We start from the raw sequence: 18,502 nt of genomic DNA on the forward strand, positions 1-18,502 counted from the left end.
CACCACTTGGCTGGATGGTCAGTACATCTTTAAAATCAATGGAAGAGATCGTTAGTTTTCCTCCTACATTATTGCCTGAAACATTTCACTGGGAAAATTATGCCTATACAGTAAAAGCCTTTCCCTTTTTTAACTACATGAAAAATACAATATTCATCACTGCTTTCGTGGTTGCGGGAAATGTTTTATCCAATTCTTTTATTGCTTATGGCTTTGCAAAAATAAACTTTCCAGGTAAGAATGTCTTGTTTGCCTTAGTTTTAGCGACGATGATGGTTCCAGGCTTTGTTACAATGATTCCTCAATATATTCTTTTTACTAAAATCGGGTGGGTCGGAACCTATTTACCGCTGATCGTACCTTCTTTTTTCGGTAGTGCTTTTTACATTTTTCTGATGAGACAATTCTACATGTCTATTAATAATGAACTGATTGAATCTGCCCAGATGGACGGCGCGAATCATTTATATATCTGGAGCCGTCTGATGTTGCCGCTGACAAAGCCGGCGCTCATCACTATTGGAATCATGTCGTTCAACGGAGCCTGGAATGATTTTCTCGGACCTTTGCTTTATATTACACGCGAAGAGAATTATACCCTGCAGATCGGTTTACAGAGTTTTCAGAATCAATCAACAACTCAGTGGAATTATTTGATGGCAGGAGCGACGCTGGTTATGATCCCGACTATCGTACTGTTCTTTTTTGCACAAAAATACTTCGTTGAAGGAATGGACTTAACGGGAGGAACGAAAGGATAAAATATAGCCGCTGAAAGGAAGAAAGAAGAAGATGGATTCCGCAAAAAATGAAAAAGCAGTTGTAGTAAAGTTTACTGAAACGTTTTCGACACTTGCAGTACTGAACGTCTACTGGCTCTTTTGCGCACTTTTTATCTTGCCGCTCTTTTCTGCAACAGAAGCGGTCTTCTATTGTATCAATAAGTATATGGAAGAAGGAGAGACAGAATTCAGACAGATTTTTTTTCATTACGTCAAATCTAATTGGTTTAAAAGCTTCAAAAGACACATCTTGCCTTTTATGATTCTTTTAGTCACCATACTTGATGCGCTGGTAATATATTTCAGTCCAATGCATGGAGCGATGCGCTCCTTAATGCTTGGAATCTTTTTACTTATGAGTATTCTCGCGTTTTTCTTATTCATGTATCAACTGAGTGTGATGCTTTTAGATAATGGCACAGAAAAAACGATGAAATATAGAATGCTGAAAGCTCTCTTTATTATTATGCGCTATCCGCACTATACCCTGGCTCTTTTCTTGACCCTATTTGTTTACTTGCTGATCGCTCTCTATTTTGTTCCGATGCTCATTTTCTTTGTAGTGAGCTTTCCAGCGTATTGCTTTACTTACGTTATTTTAAAAAAGATCAATCAAAAAAGTCACCGAATGGAGTAAATCTGTCCGGTGACTTTTTGACTGAATGACGTGTCAAATGTTAGTGATTATGAGAAAGAACGATTTTACCCACCGTATGTCCGGATTGAAGCTGTTGATACGCTTCTTTAAGGGTATCTTCATTCATTTCTTTGAAGTGTGTTTCAAGATTGGAAGAAATGAAACCTTGTTCGACCTGGTTTTTCAATTCTGTCAAATACTCGTGCTGCTTGATCCAGTCTTCTGTTTTATAAACAGACCGCGTATACATCAATTCATAACTGAAGGTGATGCTTTTACCAAAGAAGCGTCCGGGTAGAGCGTTACTTAAAGGGAGCAGAGAGCAAATATGTCCCTGAGGTGCAATCACTTTGCTTGCTTCGTCAATGTTTTTGTCTGCCTCAGCAGCGATAAAAATCGCGTCCACTGTCTCGATGCCTATTTGTTGAAGTTGTGGCTTATAAGCTTTAGTATGATCAATGATGTTTTTTACACCGAGATTTTTTACATAAAGTCTACTTTCATCTCGAGAAGCTGTACCGATAACGTTAAAGCCGTAGTTTGATGCAATCTGGCAAGCGACGGAGCCCACACCTCCAGCAGCACCAATAATAAGCAAGGTGATATCGCTTGGGTTTTCCTTCAAAGAAAATAGGTTTAAACGATCATGGATCACTTCATAAGAGGTGAGAGAAGTTAAGGGAAGGGCGGCTGCTTCTTCGTGCTCCAAGTTTTTTGGCTTAAGAGCCGCCATGCGCTCATCGATTATGTGGTAATCTGCTTGTGCCCCTTGAATGTTACTCGTGCCGGGATAAAACACATCATCTCCTGCTTTAAAAAGTGTGACCTCTTCTCCAACTTTTTTGACTGTGCCTGAAACGTCCCGGCCTAAAACGGTGAAAGAGTCATCAGAAGACTTTTTCATCATACGGGTAGCCAAATCAGTTGGATTCACACTCACTGCTTTCACTTCAACAAGTATTTCGCGCTCTTTAGGTGTGGGTATAGCCATCTGGATTTTTTTGATAGGCGGCAAGCTCTGATCTTTTTGTGGATCGTAAAAACCATAGGCAGTCATTTTATCATTCATTATTATCATCCTTTCAGCCTTTTCTCCAGTGTACAATGTAAGAGAGGCAACAACAACTTTGAAAGGATTAAATGAGAAAATAATTATTTCCATTTTTATTTTTATATTGAAGTATTATTCGATATGATATGATAACAGTAGAGTTTAGAGAATAGAGGAGAGAGAATATGACCAATTATATTGATAATGCTTTGAAGTGTTTGAAAATAATCTTGATTTAAAGAAAGATGAAAAGGTCGTGATCGTTACGGATGACCGCATGCGTAATATTGCCGTCCCTTTTTACGAAGCGGCCTGCATCAAAGGGAATGAAACAGTTTTTCTGCAATTCCCTCCCCTTTATAAATCCGGTGAAGAACCACCTGCGGTAATAGCTGAAGCGATGAAAGTAGCTGACGTGGCACTTTGTGTAACTCAAGCAAGTCTGACGCATACGCGAGCCAAAAAAGAAGCTGCCGCAACCGGAACGCGTATTGGAACGATGCCTGGGATCACCTTTTCAATGCTTGAAAAAGGGGCGATCGAAGCGGATCCCGATACTGTAGAAGAACTGACCAAGTATTTTACAGATTTACTTGAACGCTCGAGTGAAGTAAAGGTTGAAAAAGATGGAGAAGTACTCACATTTTCAATCGACGAGCGTAAAGGAATATCAAGTACCGGTATCTTCCGCAAAAGAGGTCAGGCGGGAAATGTACCTTCAGGCGAGGCTTTCATTGCACCGATCGAACATTCCGCTAATGGAAAGCTGGTCATTGACGGTTCTATCGCTCAACTAGGTAAAATAGATAAACCGGTAATTTTGACAGTGAATGATGGAATACTTGTTGACGCAACAGGGAAACGCGGGAAAGAGTTGCTTGAGCTTTTGGGAACTGAGGAAGGAAAAACGATTGCGGAGTTTGGGATAGGCACCAATCCGACAGCCAGAATCACTGGGGTTGTTCTGGAAGACGAAAAAGTATTCGGCACCATTCATATCGCCTTTGGTTCCAACAAACCTTTCGGCGGGGTCACAGAAGCCGGGGTTCACATTGATTGTGTCGTAAAAGAACCTTCTTTCTGGATCGATGGCAAAAAAATCATGGAAAAAGGAAAAGTTCTCGACTTTGATTCACATATTGTTAAATAAAATGTGATCAGTATCGTCGATCGGCGTACTCAGGCTGAGATTTCTTTGAGTTAGCTGATATGGGTGCTACATCGACGGACTTAGAATGAAATCCATTTGAGTCAGCTGATATAGGTTCTACATCGACGGACTCAGAATGAAATCCATCTGAGTTAGCTGATATGGGTGCTACGTCAACGGACTCAGAATGAAATCCATTTGAGTTAGTTGATATGGGTGCTACATCGATGGACTCAGAATGAAATCCATTTGAGTTAGCTGATATAGGTTCTACATCGACGGACTCAGGACTAAAATCATTTGAGTTAGTTGATATGGGTGCTACATCGGTGAACTCAGAATGAAATCCATTTGAGTTAGTTGAAATGTCAAACTCACGCATCTACTCATCTCTGAGTCTGCACTTTCACAGTCCAAATGTCGAACTCGGGAGTCAACCCTAGCGCGAGTGTGCACTTTTTAAGATGAAATGTCGAACTCGCGAAGTACACCCTGCGTGAGTGTGCAGTTTTTATTATGATATGTCGCACTCAGGCGTCTACTCCTCTTTGAGTAGGCACTTTTACAGTCTAAATGTCGAACCCAGGCGTCTACTCATCTTTGAGTTAACACTTTTTCATCTCAAATGTCGATCTCAGGTGTCTGATACTCTTTGAGTCTGCACTTTTACAGTCTAAATGTCGAACTCGACCACCTGCTCATCTTTGAGTCTGCATTTTTACAGCCTATATGTCGCACTCACGCATCTACTCATCTTTGAGTTAGCTGACAAGAGCATCACATCAACTTACTCAAGACTAAATCCAATTTGAGTTAACCGATATCGACGTAGAGCAGCGAAAAGATGGCCTATAAGATAACAAATATTTGCGAAGCGAAACCTTAGTTAAAACAAATCGAGCTGCTTTGGACCTAAGCCGGTAAAATCAATACCGAGTATGGACTGTAGCTCTTTTGCATTTTTAGCGGCGTGACTACCGGAATTATTGTTGAAAATCACAGAGACCTCTTCAGCCTCCTTCTGCAATCGACTCACTATATCAGCCAACTCCTGCAGTTCTTCTGAAGAGTAATCATAGAGCGTGCGTTCAGCGCGCCAGTCGTCAACGTTTTTGCCCAGCCAGCCTTCGTAATTGCGACCATGCAGACGAAGCACGCTTAAAGTCCCGGTCGTGACTACAGGAACCTTTGGAACGCTATTGTTAGGGGTTTGTGGCTGATCCACGATAACATTGGTCCAGTTCTGCTTTTTTAAAAAGGCGAGGGTATTGGCTTTATTGGTTTCATTAAACCAGCTGGGCTGGCGAAATTCAACAGCAACAGGCAAGTCGCCCATCCGCTCTTTAATGTAGCGAAGATAGGTGACATGTTTTTTAACACAATCAAAGTAAGGTGGAAACTGAAACAGAAAAGCTTTGATTTTATTCTGTTCGAGCATCGGTCGAAAGGCATCCTTGTATACATCAAAGGCTTCATCCAGTGAGTTGAATGCTTCTTTATATGATTTATGCAAAGTCAACACACTGTATGCCTTAGGAAAAAATTGAAAGGCAGGCGCTGTTTGCTCGATCCAATTTAAGATTGTTTCTTTTTTGGGGATCGCGTAAAAGCTGGTGTCGACTTCGACAACAGGAAAGTGCCCAGCGTAAGCGACTAATTTTTTTGTCTGATTTTGCTGAATGAGCGGGTGATCGCTCCATCCCGTTAAACCTATTGAGATCATCGAACTTTAATCCTTTCTTTCGTGTTTAATTTCTTCGATCACAGAGACAAGTAACTCTTCAAAATCAACTTGTACTGCATCAGCAAACGGGTGAAGTGATTTTACCCGCTTACTGCGTTTTGACGTTCGTCTTGCTTTGGCAGAAAGGTGACGGCCATCAACAAGTTTCTGAATAATGGCTTCAGTATACTCGTAACCGTCATGATGCAGCACACGGCACCCTTTAGGCAGCAGCATGGAAGCCAGTCCAAAATCCTGCGTGATCACGATATCATTCGGCAAGGCGATCTCAACGATTTTAAAATCAGCCTGATCGTTCCCGCGTTCGACCCACAGCTGGCTCACATGATCAGGCATTTTTTTGGTAGAGAAATGGGCGATGCTGGCTACGAGCATCACTTCAAGATCATTTATTTTAGCAATAGCGATCGTTTCTTCTTTTTTGGGACAAGCATCCGCATCAATTATAATTTTCACAGGGATCATCCTTCTTAAGTCATTGTTTTTGGAGAATTTTTTGGGTAATTGTGAATGGGCTAGCTGTGACGTATGTCCAGGCCCAGTAAATCAAGAAAGTCTAGTGCTTGTGTCTGGTTGACGATGGCGCCTTTTAAAGCATCGATAGAAACTGACAGCGCTTCAAGTGAAGACGTACTGAAATCTATACCGTCTAGTGATGTTTTGGTGAATCGGGCACCTTTAAGGACAGACTCACTGAACCGAATATCTGACCATTTGATTTCCAGGAAATCGGCTTCATTGATTCGAGTTTGATTGAATTCAATAACATTAAGTGTGCTGAAACCGAAACTGCAGAGATCCATGATGCAGTCATTAAATAAAAGGTGTTCCAGTTTGGAGTCATTGATCAAGGTGCCATTTAAACGGCATTTACTGAATTCAACACGCTTGAATGTCGTATTGGAGAACACGCCTCCAACAAAGTGGCACTTTTCAAAAACAACATCTCTGAAATAACCGGCATCCAGTTCAATGCCTTCAAACTGCACATTGATGAAGCGGACGGTTTTGAATTCCATTTGGTGAATATCATGCATGGCCACAACGCAATCTCTGATTTCGACGTATTCAATATAAGGATCATCTAAATCGAAACTGTTGTCAAAGGTCGCTGAATCAAGATGCATGGGTACTTTTGGTTTATTGCGTTTTTTCATAATAAATCTGCTCCTTTATCTGAAGTATAACATGTTAAGCATTTTCTATAAGAAGAAAGAGAAAGATTTTCTCTTTTGGCTTAATCTTTGTTATAATAGAAAGATGAACAATTACGACTTATAAAGCGTAAAACTTTTTTCAAAAAGAAAAAGTTTTCTATAAATAATAGGTTAAAGGACTGACAAAACCTTATGAAAAAGCAAACCTTTCCAGAAATGACATTGACAAGTCTGGCAAGTAATTATCCGACTTTTCTTCAAGGGAAAGAACTGTACAAAAAAGGACAAGTAAAAAATCTGAAAGCAGAAGAATCAAATAATACGATTCAAACATTAGTGGAAGACAAGCAATTGCAGACGGTGCATTTAAGGTTTTATCCAAACGGCGTTGCAAGGAAATATCATTGCACATGTAAAGCCTTTGAAAAAAATACCGGAGCCTGTCGACATGTGATTGCTTCGATGATGTACCTTAATGACCTGGATGCGGAAGATCTGACCAAAGATACGACGGCCGAAAGCAAAACGGTATCGCCGTCCATGTTTTCTTATAAAAAAAGTGAGAAGGCCATCAATGCACTGATTCATTATTCGAAAAAAGAAATTTCGCGTCAGACGGATATCCTATACAAGGAACCGGTCTACGTTGAGTATATATTGAACGTGAGCGGCACAAGGGCCAATCCAATCTATGATTTGTACTTCAAGGTGGGGAAAGATTATCTTTATGTGATCAAAAACAGTACCCAGCTTATTTCAGATATCGCCAATGAAGAAGACATTGTTTTTGGTAAAAACTTTACTTTCAATACAGACGAGTATGCGCTGATGCCCGAAGACAAAAAAGTTTTTGATCGACTGAATGAGATTCAGACCGTGATCAAGTCTATTTTGCCTATGGGCTATGAGAATCAGTTTTTAAATAAAGACAGCTTTACTTTACCGCCTTCTTATATCAAGGAACTGTTGACTTTACTGGACAAGACGATGGGGGCTTTCGTCCGTTTTGGCCGTCCGCCGCGCCAGCTGAGTCAGGCAGACCGAGGAGAAACGCTTGAAATACGCAGTGATTTATCGGAATTGAATCTGTCTTTTCGTATTGATAAAATCGATACGCTGTTTCATTTCAAACTGACGGATGCCGAGCTTAGTTTAAATGATTTAACTTTTCATGATCAGACAAAAATGATCGAGTATGAACACATTTTCTATTTCTCTGAATCCCCGTATTATGAGCTGATCAAACAAATCATTGAAGGTCTCAAAGAATCTGGCTCAGATACGTTAGTTATGCGCCGTCAAGAACTGGAGTCTTTTTTATCCGTGACACTCAGTCAACTCCAGCAAATCGTTGATGTGACAATGGATGAGGACGTCCAGGCTTTACTTCATAAAGCGCCTTTTGAAGCACAGCTTTATATGGATACACAAAATGATCACTTACTCGTGCGTCCTGTGTTTACTTATGGGAATGTCACGATTTACCCACTTGAAGAAAGCACGTCTGAAAAAAATGAATCGATCGTGGTGCGTCAGTGGGCAGAAGAGTCAAACATATTGGGACGTTTATTTGAAGAAATCCCATTGCCTGCTCGAAATGGCGATGTATGGGAACTCACACAAACGGACACGATCAGTCACTTCTTATACGACGCGCTGCCAGGATTAGCAGATGACATGGATGTTTTTCTATCTCAATCTGCTAGAAGCTTGCTTTACAGTCCGTCTAAGCAGCCTCGCATCACGATGGAAATGCGGGAATCGTCCAACTTACTGGATATTTCCTTTGATACTGAAGATATTTCAACGGACGAATTGAAAGAATTACTCAAAGAACTCGAGAAAAACCAGTCCTACTACCGCTTGTCAAGTGGTCAGATCGTCAATTTGAAAGATCCAGCTTTCCAGGCGATGCGCCGTGCCAAGGATTCACTGGATATCGAAGACGATGAACTGGAAAAAGACATGACGGTGTCAGTGTTCCAGGGACTTTCAGCGATGGAAGAAGATACGATCAAAACCGGTAGAAAATTTAAAAACCTTGTCAAGCAGCTGTTTTCACCAGAAGATTTGACCTTTGACTTGCCGGATAAACTAGAAGCTGAAATGAGACCTTACCAGGTCACGGGTTTTAAGTGGCTGAAAAGTCTGGATCATTACGGTTTCGGTGGCGTACTGGCTGATGATATGGGACTTGGTAAAACGATTCAGACGATCGCCTTCCTTCAGTCAAAAATCGAACAGGAAGAAGGAAAGTACCTGATCATCTGTCCGTCGAGTGTACTGTTCAATTGGCAGCACGAGTGGGATAAGTTTGTTCCTGAAACGGAAACGATCATTATTTCCGGGAACAAAGAGGAGCGCGAAGAAAAGCGCCAGGAAGCGATCGATAAAAATATCCCGGTATGGATCACCAGTTATCCGCTTATCCAGCGTGATTTCGATTTATATAAAGACGATACATTTAAAACCATCGTGCTTGATGAATCCCAGAACGTGAAAAACAGTGCAGCCAAAACCACTAAAGCGGTGAAGCGACTGACATCTGAAACGAAAATCGCCTTGTCAGGCACTCCGATTGAAAACCATCTGGGTGAGTTGTGGTCACTATTTTCGATCATCCAACCTGGCTTGTTCAGGAATAAGAAAGCCTTCCAGTCAATGGAACACGAACGGATCGCGGCGAAAATCAAACCGTTCATCCTGAGACGTCTGAAACGTGATGTTTTAGACGACTTGCCTGAAAAAACAGAAACCACCGAGTATATCGAGCTGTCTGAAGGGCAAAAACGTTTGTATCAGACCCAGCGTGCCGCAATCAAACAGGAACTGAAAGAACTGGTCGATTCAGATACCTTGAAAACGAACCGCATCAAAGTGCTTGCCGGTATGACACGACTGCGTCAAATCTGTTGTGATCCGAGACTGGTCATGCCGGATTACGAAGGCGAATCTTCAAAACTGGAAAGATTGATGGAATACCTGAAAGAAGCGCGCGCGAACGGGAAGCGTGTCGTACTGTTTTCACAATTCACGTCCATGCTCAAAATCATTCGTGAGCGTCTGGATGCCATAGATGTGGATTATCACTACCTGGATGGCCAGACCAAAAATGAAGAACGTCTGAAACTGACGACCCGCTTTAATACGGGAGAAAAAGACTTGTTCCTGATATCTCTGAAAGCGGGCGGGACCGGGCTTAACCTCACCGGTGGAGATACGGTTATTCTCTTTGACTCCTGGTGGAATCCGGCAATTGAAGACCAGGCAGCTGACCGTGTGCACCGTTTCGGTCAAAAGAAATCGGTGCAGATCATCCGTTTCATCACGACCGGAACCATTGAAGAGCGAATCAATGATTTACAGGATAAAAAGCGTGAGCTGATCGATTCAGTTATCACGAAAGGCAATAAAGAATCCGTGACCAGTCTGTCAACGGAAGAAATTCTGGAACTGCTTTACGAAGATTAGATAATCGTACTGCTTTAATCAATAAAATTTCGGGCTTCCGATACATTTGAGTCGAGTACTCATGTATCGGGAGTTTTTTAATAGCTGTCCATGTCTCGGTGCTGTCAATATATATACAGTCATTTTTTAACCGATTCATTTAAAAATATAGATAAACAGTCGAAATAGACTCTTGCTTTTAAACCTCAATCAACGACACTAACCTAAGCGAGTGGGTTGATTTTCTATACAAATCAGCAAACGAATCTTTAATACATGAAAATCTGTGCCATGTCTTTTATCATCACCCAGGGTCTGTGCTATACTGATTACGACAGCTTATGAGTGGAGGATTTATGTGAAAGAAAAGATAATCGTTATAGTAGGGCCAACAGCCGTAGGGAAAACGCAGCTTGGGATCGCTCTTGCAAAAGCTTTTAACGGCGAAGTGATCAACGGAGATTCAATGCAGGTGAATAACCAGCTGGATATCGGCACAGCAAAAGTGACTGACGAAGAAGCCGATGGGGTTCCGCATCATCTGATCGATATAAAATCACCTGCTGAAAGCTACACCGTTTCTGATTTCAAAAAGGATGGTAGAGAGAAAATACAGGAAGTGATCACTAAAGGAAAACTTCCCATCATCGTTGGAGGGACGGGTTTATACATCGAATCGCTTCTATATGACGTGACCCATGGCGGCAAAGCCGAACCAAACCCGGCGTTCCGTGATGAAATGAATCGTCTGGCTCATGACAAAGGGCGGGAAGCTTTACACCAGTTACTCCAGGATAAAGATCCTCAAGCTGCGGAGAGAATCCACCAAAATAATGTGAGACGCGTCATCCGAGCGCTTGAAGTGATGCATGAAACCGGGAAAAAGTTCTCCGACCATCAAAACGAATGTAAAAAGGAACCTCTGTATGATGCCTATGTGATTGCCTTAAACACTGACAGAGACGTTTTGTATGACCGCATCAATAAACGTGTTGAACTAATGTTGGCTAAGGGATTACTTGAAGAAGTAAGGTGGCTTTATGAGAGCTTTCCTGGTGACTTGCAAAGTAAAAAAGGCATTGGTTATAAAGAATTCGATGCGTATTTACAAGGTGACCAGTCTTTTGATGAAGCCGTTTCGCTGATCAAACAGCATTCAAGGAATTATGCCAAAAGACAACTCACCTGGTTCAAGAATCGATTCAAGGTGAACCAATGGGACGATCTAGTCGCACATCCAGAAGAGCTGGAAAAAATAAAAAACAGCATCCAAAATTTTATAGAGGGTGATTAAATGGATAAAGAAAAAGTATATGAAAAAGTTATTATCGTCGGGATCGAAAAGCAGCATGAGGAAGAAGCCTTTAATTATTCTTTTGACGAATTGGAGCAGCTGGTCGAAAATGCCGGCGGGAAAGTTGTTGCCCGACTGTCACAAAAAAGGGAACGACCAGATTATAAAACAGTGATCGGTAAAGGAAAAGTAAACGAGCTCAAGAATCTGGTGGAAGAATTGGATGCACAGACAGTCGTATTCAACTCGGAATTATCCCCAAGTAATGTACGCAATATTCAAGAAGTCATTGACACCAAAGTCATCGACCGCATCCAAGTGATTTTAGATATTTTCGCTTTGCGTGCTAAAAGTAAAGAAGGTCGCCTGCAAGTCGAGCTGGCTCAGCTGTCTTATATTTTACCGAGACTTGCCGGACAGGGCGTCAACATGTCACGACTCGGTGCAGGCATCGGGACGCGTGGACCAGGAGAAACCAAGCTTGAAACCGATCGGCGTCACATTCAGAGCCAAATGTCAGATATCAAACAGGAACTGAAAAAGTTTGCCGCACACAGAAAGCGCAGCCGTGAAAAGCGTAAAAACAATAATGTGTATCAGATTGGTCTTATTGGCTATACGAATGCCGGGAAATCAACAGTCTTGAACCAGTTGACCGATGCAGAAACTTACGAGAAAGACCAGTTGTTTGCGACGCTTGATCCGCTGACACGAAAATTTGAACTGCCGAGAGGGATGCAAGTTACCTTAACCGATACGGTTGGCTTTATTCAGGATTTGCCGACCCAACTGATTGAAGCGTTTAAGTCCACTTTGGAAGAATCGATGGATGTCGACTTGCTTTTACACGTGATTGACTCTTCAGCAGAGAATTTAAAGGCACATGAGCAAACCGTTTTAGACTTATTAAAAGAATTGGGTATGGATAATATCCCAACTTTGCATGTTTATAATAAACGTGATTTAGTCAAAGGGCCTGTTCCGTCCACGCTTTATCCTAATATCGTTATCTCTGCTCAAAATGATAATGATGTTTTAGCTCTGCGTAAAAAGCTGGAAACTGAAATGAGAAAAAACATGAAGCCATATCAGCTGGAGATCGAAAGTCATCGAGGGGATCTCCTCATAGAATTGAGACAACAGACCCTGCTCGAGCGACAACTGTTCGATGAAGAAAACCAGGTCTATTTTGTCGAAGGCTATGCCAAAAAAGGGTCTAAGTGGGTGACGATGCAGTAAATTCATTTAAATAATTAAATTTTAAAGTTAATTAGACCAGTCGGAGAGCACTAAGCTCCAACTGGCTTTTTTTATTATGTAAGAGTCGAAGGGCTTCGACTCTTGCCAATCAGCATAAACCACAAATCAATAGATGAATACTTTTATTTTATAGAATGACGTTAGAATCAACCGAATATAGTGTTGTTCGACAGATTCGGGAACAGCTTTATGCTTAAATCGACCGAAGATGACAACGTTCGGCACATACGGGGGAAACCAGTAGTGCAATCGACCGAAGTAGCTGAACTTCGGTCAACAAAGGAACCTGTTGATACCGTTAACGACCGAAGATGACAACGTTCGGGACTTACGCGGGGAAACCAGCAGTGCAATCGACCGAAGATAGCTGAACTTCGGTCAACAAGGGAACCTGCTGCTTCAGTGAATGACCGAAGATGTCAACGTTCGGCACTTTAGGGCTACACCAATAATGTTGTCGATCGAAGATAGGCCAAATTTGACAGATCGAAGTTGTAAACAATTAATTTCGACAAAAGCTAGGCTTCAACTTAAGTTATAAATACTTCGACGATTACCGATGCAATAAGAAGGGATCTATATGAGATCAAAATCAAATAACAATTCACTGATTTTGTACTTTTTTCACTAAATCACCAAAAAGCACTTAAATCTTATCTATTCTATCCGATAGTACAATGGGCGTGGATATCATAAGAAAGAAGGAGTTGAATGAAAAAGATAGCATTTTTTAAAAATCTAAAGGAGAAAAAGAAAATAAAACGATTCGAACACGTTTTATTCTAATGTTCACAAGTATTGTTTTTGTACCTATTGTGATCGTTTCGCTTGTTTTATTTTACAGAATGGATGAAGCCGTGACTCAAAGAGTGATGCATGAGCAGCGGGAAGCAACCAGCAGTATTGTTGAAATGTTTGAAAATATTAGAGATGAAGCTAATAATTCACTCGCTGTCCTTTTTGAAGCTGATGAAGTACAAGGTGCTGCGGGTTTAGAGGATACAACGGAACTACAGCAAGTCATCTCGCTCATCCAGGCAGCTTCAGATTACATAAGTGACGTCTTTGTATACATACCTGAATCGAAAACACTTTCAACTAGAGAAACGGAAGCTGTTGAAAAATCGACAGGTGAGTGGCTGGAAGAAACACTTTCAGCAAACGGTTAAATCGTTTATTCCCAACCTTATGCCGACGTTGTAAGCAGTGCGACTACAATGGCTGCGACAATGGAAATTGAGCAGTCAAATGGAGAAACAAGTATCCTTGGTGTACAGATCGACATGGACTGAAGAAATATCTAAATAGAAACTGGAAATATACAAAAAGTTTCAAACAGCGGAATCTTCCTGTATCCGATGGGACAGGTGTGTGTGAAACAGGTCATCGTTTGTACAGTTACCGTACGGAAAAACAGGGACGTAGCTGGACAAAAAAAGGTGTAGCTAACGTAGTAGCTATCCTCACAGCTGAACAAAACAATTTTTTAAATGATGCTTTAACCACAGAAATAGATTCTGTGGTTGAGCCGTTAGGCGAAGATATTAAAGGGGCCGTACGCCAGGCTCTGAAAAAGTCTGAATCGACACCGCATACTGTTCAAACGTGAAAAATAGCTAACTATGGTTCCGTAAGCAGCTTCGTTGGGAAATTAGCACAATCATTTAGTTAAAAATATATATTTATTACTGATTGAAGGTTACCGAGAAAAACTTGACACATACTTATTTTAAGTGAAAAGTGCAATTTTAATGACAGCCGTGTATACTAAGAACTAACTAGAAACAGATAAATGAGTCAGCTCGCATCAAAGTGACGGAGGGAAGCTTATGATTGAAAAATGGAATTTAAGTATGGAGGAAAGAAAAGTATGGCTGACACTTGGCGGGAGTGTCCTGTTTTCATTTTCCTTAGCTGTTTTAGTTATTCTTTTTGATACACGCATATTAGCAGGGGTAGAGTATTTGCCTAAATGGACACTGACGAGCGTAGGACTCGCACGTCAGATTTTAGGTCTCCTGGCAGGTTCCCTTTTTTCAGTCGCAACCTTTACCTTTGCCACGATGCTTTCAATCATCACGCTCTACACATCAAATTTTAGTCCGCGGGCCATTGAAAATTTCCTGCTCAATCCTACATCGATGCAGACGTTAGGTATCTTTTTAGGCGGCTTCATCTATTGTCTGGCCTCACTCTTTTTTATGCGAAGTTCGGAAGATGAATACGTTGTCGTATCAGCGACGATTGCGCTGGTGTATGCCTTAGGAGCGGTATTTACCTTTACCCGATTCGTATACACGAGTTCGCAGTATGTCCAGCTTGAAAAGCTGATCCACAGTTTGTACGAAGAAGCACAGGAAGTTTACGATAACTATATTAAGCGGTTTGAAGATTATCCATCGATCAAGCATCTGCCAGAGATGACTTACATGTATACTTTCGATATTACAGCCACAGAGAGCGCATACGTTGAACATATCGACTTTGGCACATTGAAGAAAATCGCCGATGAAGAAGAGGCCAATATCATCGTGACCATACGCGTAGGATATTTTGTCACCAAAGACGAACCGATCATGGAAATCAAGACAAATAAAAATTTGGAAGATGATATGGAAGAAATTACCAGAAGAGTGAATCAGAGTTTGAGTTTCGAATCAGAAAAATCAGCGATGTATGACCCGGACTATGCACGGATAAAACTGACTGAAGTGGCTTTGAGAGCAGTATCCCCCGGCGTCAACGATCCGAATACGGCTATCCATGTTCTGCATTACAAATCTTTGCTTGAAAAACGACTGGCAGGAATGCCCGGTAAATATGCGATCTTTATAAATGAAGACGAAGAAGAAAAAGAAGACAAGGACAAAGGCACAATCGATCAGGGAAAAGAGAAAAATGAAAAGCAGAATACAGATGAAGCTCAAAAAGAGAATGAGCCCAGCACATCAGAAAAATCCAAAGAAAAAGGAATCAATCCTGAAGATGACGATTCAAAGGATGAAGAAAAGGAAAGTAAAGCTTATAAGACGGAAATTATATCTTCAGATAAAGATCAAAACGATGAAGAAGACAAAGAAGAGGATAAAGAAAAAGATAACAGCAATAAAAAAAGATCAAGAGTTATTTCTGGTATAAAAAATTCCAGCGAAAAGAATAAAAAATATGAAGCGATCCTGAAAGACGATTCAGAAGATAATAATCCAAGTAAAGATAATAAAAAAGAGGAAAAAAAACAGAAAGACAATAAATACACTAAAAGCGTTTTTTACCGCTACAATGATTTTGCGGAAGACTTGCATTCGGGTTACTGGCAGCTCGTCTTTTACATGCAGAAAGATATCTCTGGCGTTCACGCCTTGTTTGAAGCGTTAAAAACGATATCTTATGCTTCACACCTGGACAATCTGGGATTTATCAAAGAGTATAACGAGTATTTATACAATATGACCTCTAAAAACTTTCAGGAAACTTTTGATCAGAATATTATTGAAAGAGACTATGAAGCTGTCAAAACGATCATTGAAAAGAAAAAGGCAGAATTAAGTGAATAAGGACGAAAAAAAGACATATTAAAAAATATGTCTTTTTTTGCAATTTCAGCCTTAATAGTAAAGATAAGTGGTCGATAGTAAGACATATGAAAAGAATCGAGGGGGATATGGAAACAACTCAAAAAAATTAGCCTCAAATAAATGTGGAAGATACAGCGACTGTAAAAGAAATTCTTAAAGAAAAATTAAACCTAAAAGCTTCAAAAATTATTAACTATATTAAGTGTGATTATAATAATGACTGTTATTCCAGTTATTTATATTTTGAGTTCTATGGATTTGATACCAGCAAAAAGCTTATGCGGGTTCCTTATTTTTACAGTTTCAATCAGTTTACATATATATGATAGTCAATTTATATATCATCATATGAAACAAAAGAGAGAAGCCTTGATTGAAATCATGCTCAGCCTTTTAACTTTTTCTGAAGAAAATGCCTCAACAATAGAAGAAATATCGGCTTAAATGCGTTCTACCAATACAGATCTAGGATCTATTTCGGAAGAAATCGACATTATATATCACTAAATAAAGAATTTAAAAAAGTCACAAAAAAATAAACAGTACCTATTCTCACAGAGATAAATAGTGTATGCTTGTTTTGTAAAAGAGTTAAACTAGAAATAATAAATCAGTACTTGTTAATGAATAAACAGAGTATGATACTTTTCGACAGGTATTGAGAGGAGTAAAAAGTAATATGATAAATCACATACCATCATTACTGATACTAAATGTATTAAATAACTTGGATCTTACTGATTTAAAAATCATTGGTTTTGGGTTCTATATAGTCTTTTTATTTCAAATAAGCAAAAAAATACATCCTTCTTCCTATATATATTCTATTGTTGAAGGGTCATACAATGATAATAAAAAGGAATATGAGACTAAGAAACAAGATGAGAAGTGGTTCAAGAAAATGTTTAATAAATTTAAAATTTTCAGTAAAAAAGAACAAGACATGATGCTAGACGCTGAAAAACAGAGAAAAGAGTTACACCACGTTACATATTTTGATATGCTCACAGAACTACCTAACCGTACGAAGCTCCACGACGATTTTAATTTAAAGCTGGCTTATTATTCAAAAAAAGAAGAAATGATTGAAATGTCTATTTTCGTTTTGGACATCGATCGCTTCCGTACAATCAATGAATTATATGGACGGGATGCAGGAGATAAAGTGCTGATCATGGTGACACAGCGCCTCAGAAATCTCTTAGGTGAATTAGTGATTATAGCGCGGGAAAGTGAAGATGAAATTTTTATTTTAATCGAAGATATCGATGAAGGAGAAACGGTTAAAACAGCTGGTGATATTGTAGAGTTATTTACAAAACCATTTAAAATTAATGATTATACCTTTTATGTGACTGCCAGTATAGGGGTCAGTCGCTATCCTGAAACTGCTCAGGACATTGATGCTCTGCTGCAGCAGGCTGAGATTGCAATGTATAAAGTAAAGCAATCAGGAAAAAATAATTACCACATTTTTATGGTCGATGATGCCGCGGCAATCGAAAGAAAGAGACGAATAGAATTTGGATTAAAAGAAGCCATATTACATAATGAATTGTATTTGCTTTATCAACCTAAAGTGAAAATCGTGACAGGTGAAATTTATGGCGTCGAAGCGCTTCTGCGCTGGGAACATTCTATATTAGGCTTGGTGTCACCTGTTGAATTTATACCTATCGCTGAAGAATCCGGAATGATAAATGAAATCGGTTATTGGGTCTTACATGAAGCAGTCAAACAGACTAAAGATTGGCATAATCAAGGAAAACTGTTAAGTGTCGCAGTCAATGTTTCTGCACTGCAATTTGATGATCCTTATTTTGTAAAGCGTGTGCAAAATGTTTTAGATTTATATGAATTAGACGAACGCTACCTGAACATAGAAATAACAGAGAGCGTTATGAAAAATACAGATTATGCAAATAAAATCATTAAAGAATTACATGATATTGGCGTGGGTGTGGCTATTGATGATTTTGGGACAGGGTATTCTTCTTTAAGTGTTTTGAATAATATGTTTATTGATACGGTTAAGATTGATAAAGCCTTTATTGATCACGTCGTTTCAAGAAAAAACACAGCTTCTCTTGTAAAAACAATTATCGAAATGAGTAAAAGTATGAACTTTAAAACAGTCGCTGAAGGCATTGAAACAATCGAACAGTCATCCTTTTTACAACAGCATAACTGTGAATTTGGCCAAGGGTATTATTTCAGCAAACCAATAAAACCAGACGAGGTCATCACACTTATGAATAAAGATAAACCGTGAAGGAACTAACTTCACGGTTTTTGAGCAATGCATACTGAAATGAAAGCGATATTAATAATTCGATGTATTTTTATACCAAATCGATTGACTATTATACTGAATAAATATAAACTTGTAATGTTACGTTCAT

The 18,502-nt window shown here is 39.8% G+C and carries 14 protein-coding genes; 10 read left to right on the forward strand and 4 right to left on the reverse strand.

The annotated features are described in order from the left end of the window. Positions 1–14 precede the first annotated feature (14 nt). Together AKA01nite_RS01020 and AKA01nite_RS01025 are read left to right on the forward strand one after the other, a co-directional pair. The gene (locus AKA01nite_RS01020; protein ID WP_371860842.1) at positions 15–761 is read left to right on the forward strand and encodes a carbohydrate ABC transporter permease; all 747 of its coding nucleotides are present in this window, start codon (positions 15–17) and stop codon (positions 759–761) included. A gap of 31 nt (positions 762–792) precedes the next feature. Continuing rightward, entirely contained in the window at positions 793–1,419 is a 627-nt protein-coding gene (locus AKA01nite_RS01025) for a DUF624 domain-containing protein (RefSeq protein ID WP_146922919.1), read from the forward strand. Positions 1,420–1,459: 40 nt separating this feature from the next. Here AKA01nite_RS01025 and AKA01nite_RS01030 read toward each other — a convergent pair whose 3' ends face one another. Further along, positions 1,460–2,488 carry a zinc-binding alcohol dehydrogenase family protein gene (locus AKA01nite_RS01030; protein WP_186805046.1) on the reverse strand — a complete coding sequence of 343 codons (1,029 nt, stop codon included), beginning with the start codon at positions 2,486–2,488 and terminating at the stop codon, positions 1,460–1,462. Positions 2,489–2,684: 196 nt separating this feature from the next. Here AKA01nite_RS01030 and AKA01nite_RS01035 point away from each other — a divergent pair, with 196 nt between their 5' ends. Beyond that, complete coding sequence (locus tag AKA01nite_RS01035) at positions 2,685–3,620, forward strand: aminopeptidase (protein ID WP_222592456.1); 936 nt, start codon at positions 2,685–2,687, stop codon at positions 3,618–3,620. Positions 3,621–4,506: 886 nt separating this feature from the next. Here the strand turns inward: AKA01nite_RS01035 and AKA01nite_RS01040 are convergent. Genes AKA01nite_RS01040 through AKA01nite_RS01050 form a run of 3 tightly spaced genes read right to left on the reverse strand, consistent with a single transcriptional unit; the run spans position 4,507 to position 6,521 of the window. Beyond that, positions 4,507–5,343, reverse strand: coding sequence for a DUF72 domain-containing protein (locus AKA01nite_RS01040; protein WP_146922923.1), 837 nt, complete (start codon positions 5,341–5,343; stop codon positions 4,507–4,509). Between the two features lie 6 nt (positions 5,344–5,349). Beyond that, positions 5,350–5,820, reverse strand: coding sequence for a DUF188 domain-containing protein (locus AKA01nite_RS01045; RefSeq protein ID WP_186805047.1), 471 nt, complete (start codon positions 5,818–5,820; stop codon positions 5,350–5,352). Between the two features lie 59 nt (positions 5,821–5,879). Beyond that, a complete protein-coding gene (locus tag AKA01nite_RS01050; RefSeq protein WP_146922927.1) occupies positions 5,880–6,521 on the reverse strand; it encodes a pentapeptide repeat-containing protein in 642 nt (213 codons plus the stop codon). A 192-nt stretch (positions 6,522–6,713) separates the two neighbouring features. On the opposite strand from AKA01nite_RS01050, the gene AKA01nite_RS01055 reads away from it, so the two are divergent. The 7 genes from AKA01nite_RS01055 to AKA01nite_RS01085 all read left to right on the forward strand — a co-directional run bounded on the left by AKA01nite_RS01055 (position 6,714) and on the right by AKA01nite_RS01085 (position 18,372). Further along, complete coding sequence (locus tag AKA01nite_RS01055) at positions 6,714–9,992, forward strand: DEAD/DEAH box helicase (protein ID WP_146922929.1); 3,279 nt, start codon at positions 6,714–6,716, stop codon at positions 9,990–9,992. 331 nt (positions 9,993–10,323) lie between these two features. After that, positions 10,324–11,265, forward strand: coding sequence for a tRNA (adenosine(37)-N6)-dimethylallyltransferase MiaA (gene miaA, locus AKA01nite_RS01060; protein ID WP_146923173.1), 942 nt, complete (start codon positions 10,324–10,326; stop codon positions 11,263–11,265). Further along, positions 11,266–12,504, forward strand: coding sequence for a GTPase HflX (hflX, locus tag AKA01nite_RS01065; RefSeq protein ID WP_146922931.1), 1,239 nt, complete (start codon positions 11,266–11,268; stop codon positions 12,502–12,504). An 806-nt stretch (positions 12,505–13,310) separates the two neighbouring features. Beyond that, the gene (locus AKA01nite_RS01070; protein ID WP_146922933.1) at positions 13,311–13,694 is read left to right on the forward strand and encodes a hypothetical protein; all 384 of its coding nucleotides are present in this window, start codon (positions 13,311–13,313) and stop codon (positions 13,692–13,694) included. A gap of 200 nt (positions 13,695–13,894) precedes the next feature. Then, entirely contained in the window at positions 13,895–14,134 is a 240-nt protein-coding gene (locus AKA01nite_RS01075; protein WP_146922935.1) for a hypothetical protein, read from the forward strand. Positions 14,135–14,354: 220 nt separating this feature from the next. Continuing rightward, positions 14,355–16,079, forward strand: coding sequence for a DUF2254 domain-containing protein (locus AKA01nite_RS01080; RefSeq protein WP_146922937.1), 1,725 nt, complete (start codon positions 14,355–14,357; stop codon positions 16,077–16,079). Positions 16,080–16,779: 700 nt separating this feature from the next. After that, positions 16,780–18,372 (forward strand): putative bifunctional diguanylate cyclase/phosphodiesterase, encoded by a 1,593-nt coding sequence (locus AKA01nite_RS01085; RefSeq protein WP_146922939.1) that lies wholly within the window; start codon positions 16,780–16,782, stop codon positions 18,370–18,372. Positions 18,373–18,502 lie beyond the last annotated feature (130 nt).

Source organism: Alkalibacterium kapii, from assembly GCF_007988865.1.
Taxonomy (GTDB): Bacteria; Bacillota; Bacilli; order Lactobacillales; family Carnobacteriaceae_A; genus Alkalibacterium; species Alkalibacterium kapii.